This window comes from Mammaliicoccus stepanovicii, from assembly GCF_002902525.1.
Taxonomy (GTDB): domain Bacteria; phylum Bacillota; class Bacilli; order Staphylococcales; family Staphylococcaceae; genus Mammaliicoccus; species Mammaliicoccus stepanovicii.
The window spans coordinates 1-6,733 of the sequence record NZ_PPQZ01000118.1; the positions used below are offsets into that span (position 1 = coordinate 1).

A 6,733-nucleotide genomic window follows, 5' to 3' on the forward strand; every position below is an offset into this window, starting at 1 on the left:
CAGTTATAAAAAATATAATGATTATAAAATTCTATATTATTATTGATATTTATTTGTGATAATTGCATAATATAAAGAAGAAAAGTTAATGAAATACAATAAACATTTGTTTAAATTGCGAAAAATCAAAAAGTTGGATACAAGATTTTTAGTGAAGCAAATAATGGATGTAACAGGAGGAAATGATGGAAGAATTTATTGAACTTAGAAAGCTGATAAACATATTAAAGAAGAGGTTTCGAATTTTAATTGTGGTTCCAATTGTATGTTTAATAATGAGTGTTATTTTTAGTGTTTTCTTAATGAAACCAATTTATTCAACTTCAACGCAAGTATTAGTAAGTGAAAAGAAGTTGAATTCTCAAGTATTAGCACAACAACTTCAATCTAATTTACAACTCATGAACACTTATACAGAAATTATAAAAAGTCCGCGCATTCTAAATACAGTATCTCGCAATTTAAATGATAAATATTCTAGTGATGAAATTTTAAGCATGATTACTGTTTCAAATCACGCGGATTCACAAATATTAAATATAGAAGTTCGGAATGAAAGTAGAGAAGCAGCAAGTAAAGTGGCAAATGAAGTTGCTAAAGTTTTTAGTAAAGATGTTAGTAAGATAATGAAAATTGATAATGTTTCTATTTTGTCTAAGGCTGAACATAATGGTGATCAAGTTTCGCCTAAACCATTAGTAAATGCAGGGTTAAGTATCGTTATCGGAGTAGTGTTAGCAATTATGACTATTTTCACAATAGAATTGTTCGATAAAAGAATTAAAAATGAAGAAGAAGTTGAAAGCATATTAGGTTTACCTGTGTTGGGTACGATATACCGATTTGAAAATGAAATGGAGGTAAAAAGATGAAAAGGCCTAAAGAATATAATAAAAGCCCTTTAATTACGGTAGATAAACCTAAATCGATAATAAGTGAAAAGTTTAAAGGTATTAGAACAAATATTATGTTTTCAGCTTCGTATAAAGAAATACGAATGATAGTTGTTGCGTCAGAAAAGCCTGCTTCTGGTAAATCAACAATTTCTGCGAATATTGCTGTGACATATGCGCAAGCGGGCTATAAGACATTGATAATTGATGGAGATATGAGAAGGCCAACTCAACATTATATATTTAATAAATCTAATAGAGATGGTTTATCTAATGTGATTATAAAGAAAAGTAGCTTACATGAAGCTGTTCAACAGACTGATGTGGATAATTTAGATGTCTTAACGTCAGGACCTATACCGCCTAATCCGTCTGAGTTAATTGGATCTGAAAGTTTATATAATGTGTTAAATCAAGCACAGGCTGACTATGATTTCGTATTAATAGATTCTCCACCTGTTAACACAGTTACAGATGCGCAATTATTCGCAGAAATAGCAAAGAATGTCGTATTTGTATTAGATGTCGAAAAAAACGATCGAAATGAAGTTAAGAAGGGAAGGGTACTTCTTGAGAAAACTGGTGCAAAAATTCTTGGTGTCGTATTAAATAAAGCACCTAAAGAAAATGCAACAAATAATTATTATTACGAGGCTGATAGTCATGATTGATATTCATAATCACTTGTTAGTAGGTGTCGATGATGGCCCTAGTCATGATGATGAAATGATGTCTTTGTTAAAGCAAGCTAAAGAACAAGGTATTACTGGTATTGTGTTAACACCTCACCATTTGCACCCAAGGTTTAAAAGTAATCATTTCGAAAATATCGTTCAAAAAATCACTCAATTAAAACAAAGAGAAGATATTAAACAATTAGGGATTGAACTATATCCAGGTCAAGAAATTAGGTTGAATGGGCAGATTTATGAGGACATAGAGAAAGGACGTATTTGTGGGATAAATTCATCGCAATATTTATTAATAGAATTACCATCCAATGAGCTGCCACATTATACGAAGTCATGTATATATAGGTTGCAAACTATGGGATATATACCGATTATTGTTCACCCCGAACGTAATAAAGTCATTGCTAAAGACATTAATTTATTATTTGAATTAATCAATGGGGGCGCCTTAAGTCAAATAACAGCCTCTTCATTAACTGGTGTACTCGGGAAGAAAATTCAAACAACATCTATTCGGATGATTGAACATAATTTAATACATTTCATTGCATCTGACGCGCATCATGTTAAAACTAGGCCATTTAGATTAGCAGAATTGTTTAAAACACGGGAATTAAGGTGCTTAGAAGAAGAAATAGAATACTTGTTAAACAATAATAAAGAGATGATTAATAACAAAGTAATTAAAACTAAAAGGCCAATAAAATATATAAAGAAAAAACATTTAGGGTTATTTTGAAGTATTAATAAATTAGGAATAAGAAGTTATATAGGAGTGATTTGATGAAAAAAGTTCTAGTCACTGGTGGTGCTGGATTTATTGGCTCGCATATATGTGAAAATTTGAACAAAACTCTAGATGTTTATGTATTAGATAATTTATCGAATGGTGATTTACAGAATATAAAATTTATAAATGATGATCACATATTTATTGAAGATATAAGAAACAAGAAATTTTTAACTAATATAATTAAAGAATATCAATTTAATTATATTATACACTTAGCTGCTGTGGTCAGTGTTGCGGATTCTATATTATATCCTGAACTTTCTCATGAAGTAAATGCTAGAGCAACATTTGATTTGTTAGATATAGTAAGGCAACATCATATCAATATTGAAAAAATAATTTTCGCATCATCTGCAGCAGTATACGGTAATTTACCTACACTACCTAAACGTATAGATTCGCCGGTAATGCCCATTTCACCTTATGCAGTGGATAAATACTATGGGGAAAGAACTTTATTAAATTATCATTTACTCTACAGATTACCAACTGTAGCATTAAGGTTTTTTAATGTTTATGGTCCTAGGCAAAAATCAACCTCTCCGTACTCAGGTGTCATATCAAAAATGTTCAATTGTTACAGAAATAGATGCGATTTTACTTTTTATGGAGATGGACTACAAACTAGAGATTACATATATATAAATGATCTCGTAAGTGCAGTGAACATCGTAATGAATATAGAAGAGAGTAATGGACAAGTATTTAATGTAGCGACTGGTAAAGAAACATCGTTGGAAAATGTATTCGACTTATTTGCAAGTACGGTAGGTTATTCGATTAATTGTCATTATAAGGATATGAGAAGTGGAGATATTAAACATTCTTATGCAGATATTAGTGAACTTGAAAAGTTAGGTTATATACCGAAATATGACTTAAAAGATGGTCTCCGAAACTATGTGAAAAGTGAAGGACTATTAGTATGAACAAAAAACATGTATATCAAGTAAAAAAAGTGAATGGAGAAGTTATCCCAGAATACACATTTCAGAAAAGCCTTAATTATGAAGTAGAAGTTAATAAAACATATTTTCCTATGAAAAGAAAAGTAGACTTTCTAGCAGCAACCATTTTATTTATTATAACTTTACCAATTATGGTTATTTTCTCAATACTTATTATGTTGGAAACTAAAGGTTCGCCACTGTATACACAAACACGTGTTGGAAAAATGGGGAAAATGTTTAAAATTTATAAATTAAGGTCAATGCATCAAAACGCTGAAAGCGATGGTGCGAAATGGGCAGAAGAAAACGATCCACGTATTACTAAAATTGGCAGGATTATAAGAAAAAAAAGAATTGATGAATTACCACAATTAATCAATGTAATAAAAGGAGAAATGAGTTTTATTGGCCCAAGACCAGAGAGACCAGAATTTGTAGAATTATTTAGTTCTGGAATAAAAGGATTTGAAAAAAGATGCTTAGTAAAGCCTGGATTAAGCGGACTTGCCCAAGTCCAGGGAGGGTATGATTTGTCCCCAAATCAGAAGTTAAAGTTAGATATGTACTACATAAACAATGCATCTATTAAATTAGAATTATTTATTATTACAAAGACAGTCTTTGTTATTTTAACTGGTTCAGGATCAAGATAACAAAAAATATATGAATAGATTTGAAATTTATTTTGAGTGGTGATTGATTTATGAAGATAATGTATGGAATTACTAAAGGGGATATTGGTGGAGCGCAGAGCCATGTGATTCAATTAATAAATCATTATGCGAATGAACATGATGTATATTTATTAGTGGGTAATAATGGACCAATGCTTCAACAATTAGACAAGAGAGTCAAAGTTATAATTATAAATAATTTAGTAGGGCCAATAAATCTTAAGAAAGATTTATTGGCCACACGGGAAATGATGATGTATATCAGTAGAATCAAGCCAGATATACTACATTTACATTCGTCAAAAGCAGGAATTATAGGCAGGATTGCTAATAAGTTTTCCAATCATTGTAATCCCTATGTTATTTTTACAGCGCATAGCTGGGCATTTACTGAGGATATTCCAATGATTAAAAGAAATATTTTTAAATGGATTGAGAAAATGGCATATTCCTTAACTGATAAAGTGATCTGTGTATCAGAATACGATAGGAAAGTAGCATTAGATGCTGGATTTAAATCAAATAAACTAGTTACAATTCATAATAGTTTAGAAGAAAGTCAAAACACAACATATACGAAAGAAAACAAAAATATTAATAAAAATACTGTCAATTTTGTAATGGTGGCAAGATTCGCATACCCTAAAATGCAATTACAAGTTGTTGATGCTATAAAACAATTGAATATTACACATAAAAATAAATTCAAGTTTTGTTTCATTGGTAATGGAGAAACACTGAAGCAATGCAAAGAAAAGGTGGAAAAACTGCATTTACAAGCAACTATAGAATTTTTAGAGAATGTTAATAACGCAAAGGAAATTATAGAGCATTATGATGTTTTCGTATTGATGAGTAAACAAGAAGGGTTACCAATAAGCATACTTGAGGCAATGGCTAAAGGATTACCAATTATTGCGAGTAATGTTGGAGGAATTAACGAATTAATAGATGATAATGGTGAGTTAATAAAACAGAATAATAGTAAGGAATTAACTAAATTGATGAGAAAATACATTGATTTTGAAAGAATAAGAAAAAAAGGTGAACTTTCAAAAGTAATTTATCAAAATAGGTTTAACCCCAAAATAATGTTCGAAAAGTTGGATGAAATATATGGAAACGTTCAAGAAAAAGGATAAATATTTTATATGTTTACTGGTTTTGCTTGGTATATTCATTCAACAGTCATTTGTAAAAGCTGGTTTCAATATATCAATTTCTGACCTTATTATTATAATTGTTTTCGTATATCATATCGTTTTAGGTAACTTTAATAGAAATGTAAATAAAATTATTTATTTCGGGATAATGCTTTACGCCTATAGATTAATCGTAACTGTATTTATTATCTTTGATCAAAATCTTGATTTCACAAGTAAGGAATTATTTTCTACAAGTATAAAGATGGCTATCGTTTTTGTTTATACAATTATGGCATATACAATTTTTCAACGAAAAGGATATATAAAGTATTTTTTATATTCATATTTAATTTCAAGTACAATTATAGGCTTATTATGTATAATCGGGACAATTAAAAATATTCAACTCATAAAACAATATTTATTTTTTGATGATATTCGAGCAATGGGGTTAATGAATGACCCTAACTACTTTGCAGTTACACAAATAATAACATTGATATTGTTATTAAATTTATGTAGAAACACCTTAATTTGTTATAGCATGTCAGCTATTGTAACCTTATCAATTATTTCAAGTGGTTCTAAAACAGCTACTATGATTATGCTATTTTTGTTTGTTATATATGTATGTATAAAATTTCTCAAAGGCAGAATTATTTTTATTATGACTACTCTTAGCTTATTACTAATTGTTTTATCTTATATATTTATTCACAATAACATAGGGCATATAGGATTGAAGATGAATATAAACTTCATACCTTCACTTGAAAGAGGTCTAACAGTATTTAGTCAAGGCGTTACATCATTAGAAGATAATGGTTCAAATCGTTTAGGGGTTTGGTCAAATGCTTTGTTTTTAATAAAGTATTCCACTTTACTTGGTTTAGGTTTAGCTGATTATGTACATGTTAGTAAGACACTTACGGGAATAGATTTAGTAGCACATAATACTTATTTACAAATTGTAGCAGAATGGGGAATATTCTTTGCGATTTTTTTAATTGGATACCTTATAAAAATGATATATGACTTATTAAGAATGAAAAGTAGGTATGAAAATTTATACTTAGTAGGGATGATTTTATGTTTATTTATCTACTTCATGACAATATCACTTAATAATTCGAGATTTGTTGCGTTTATAATTGGTGCTTTGATATCCGTAGTTGAATTAAAGAAGATTGAAGACAACGGACGTGTCAAACATGAGTAAAAAAATTTTGAAAGAAAATTTAATATATCAAGGATTATATCAATTAATAAGAGTACTAACCCCAATTATCACAATTCCAATTATATCTAGAGCGTTTGGTCCTGATGGTGTTGGGATTATAAACTATTCATATTCGATCATTCAATATTTTTTATTATTCGCTAATGTTGGAATTCAATTGTACTTTAATAAATTAATTGCTGAGTGTGAAATTGAAAGTGTTGAAATTTCTAGAAGGTTTTGGAATATATTTGTGAGTAAATTGATAATGTCACTATCTATACTAGTTATATACTTTATATTTATATGTATATTTGTTGAAGATAATAGACTCATATTCTTAATACAAGGTATATATATATTAGGA

8 protein-coding genes are annotated in these 6,733 nt (G+C 29.1%); all 8 read left to right on the forward strand.

All coding sequences use genetic code 11. From position 1 onward, the window contains the following. The first annotated feature begins 185 nt into the window (after window positions 1-185). The gene (locus CD111_RS11460; RefSeq protein ID WP_095089557.1) at window positions 186-872 is read left to right on the forward strand and encodes a Wzz/FepE/Etk N-terminal domain-containing protein; all 687 of its coding nucleotides are present in this window, start codon (window positions 186-188) and stop codon (window positions 870-872) included. Next, entirely contained in the window at window positions 869-1,564 is a 696-nt protein-coding gene (locus CD111_RS11465; protein ID WP_095089556.1) for a polysaccharide biosynthesis tyrosine autokinase, read from the forward strand. The genes CD111_RS11460 and CD111_RS11465 overlap by 4 nt, the downstream gene beginning before the upstream one ends. After that, window positions 1,557-2,324 (forward strand): tyrosine-protein phosphatase, encoded by a 768-nt coding sequence (locus tag CD111_RS11470; protein ID WP_095089555.1) that lies wholly within the window; start codon window positions 1,557-1,559, stop codon window positions 2,322-2,324. Before CD111_RS11465 ends, CD111_RS11470 begins: the two co-directional genes overlap by 8 nt. Before the next feature lie 44 nt (window positions 2,325-2,368). Beyond that, on the forward strand, window positions 2,369-3,307 hold the full coding sequence (locus tag CD111_RS11475; RefSeq protein ID WP_095089553.1) for a GDP-mannose 4,6-dehydratase: 939 nt from the start codon (window positions 2,369-2,371) through the stop codon (window positions 3,305-3,307). After that, window positions 3,304-3,981, forward strand: coding sequence for a sugar transferase (locus CD111_RS11480; RefSeq protein ID WP_095089551.1), 678 nt, complete (start codon window positions 3,304-3,306; stop codon window positions 3,979-3,981). Before CD111_RS11475 ends, CD111_RS11480 begins: the two co-directional genes overlap by 4 nt. Before the next feature lie 50 nt (window positions 3,982-4,031). Then, window positions 4,032-5,144 (forward strand): glycosyltransferase family 4 protein, encoded by a 1,113-nt coding sequence (locus tag CD111_RS11485; protein WP_095089550.1) that lies wholly within the window; start codon window positions 4,032-4,034, stop codon window positions 5,142-5,144. Beyond that, window positions 5,119-6,366, forward strand: coding sequence for an O-antigen ligase family protein (locus tag CD111_RS11490; protein ID WP_158245704.1), 1,248 nt, complete (start codon window positions 5,119-5,121; stop codon window positions 6,364-6,366). The genes CD111_RS11485 and CD111_RS11490 overlap by 26 nt, the downstream gene beginning before the upstream one ends. Further along, a partial coding sequence (locus CD111_RS11495) for an oligosaccharide flippase family protein (protein ID WP_158245705.1) occupies window positions 6,359-6,733 on the forward strand: 375 nt, incomplete at its 3' end. The genes CD111_RS11490 and CD111_RS11495, both read left to right, overlap by 8 nt.

What these genes read in the sequence shown, in the direction of transcription:
- CD111_RS11460 (WP_095089557.1), top strand. Translation starts at nt 186, where the DNA reads ATGGAAGAATTTATTGAACTTAGAAAGCTGATAAACATATTAAAGAAG.
- CD111_RS11465 (WP_095089556.1), top strand. Translation starts at nt 869, where the DNA reads ATGAAAAGGCCTAAAGAATATAATAAAAGCCCTTTAATTACGGTAGAT.
- CD111_RS11470 (WP_095089555.1), top strand. Translation starts at nt 1,557, where the DNA reads ATGATTGATATTCATAATCACTTGTTAGTAGGTGTCGATGATGGCCCT.
- CD111_RS11475 (WP_095089553.1), top strand. Translation starts at nt 2,369, where the DNA reads ATGAAAAAAGTTCTAGTCACTGGTGGTGCTGGATTTATTGGCTCGCAT.
- CD111_RS11480 (WP_095089551.1), top strand. Translation starts at nt 3,304, where the DNA reads ATGAACAAAAAACATGTATATCAAGTAAAAAAAGTGAATGGAGAAGTT.
- CD111_RS11485 (WP_095089550.1), top strand. Translation starts at nt 4,032, where the DNA reads ATGAAGATAATGTATGGAATTACTAAAGGGGATATTGGTGGAGCGCAG.
- CD111_RS11490 (WP_158245704.1), top strand. Translation starts at nt 5,119, where the DNA reads ATGGAAACGTTCAAGAAAAAGGATAAATATTTTATATGTTTACTGGTT.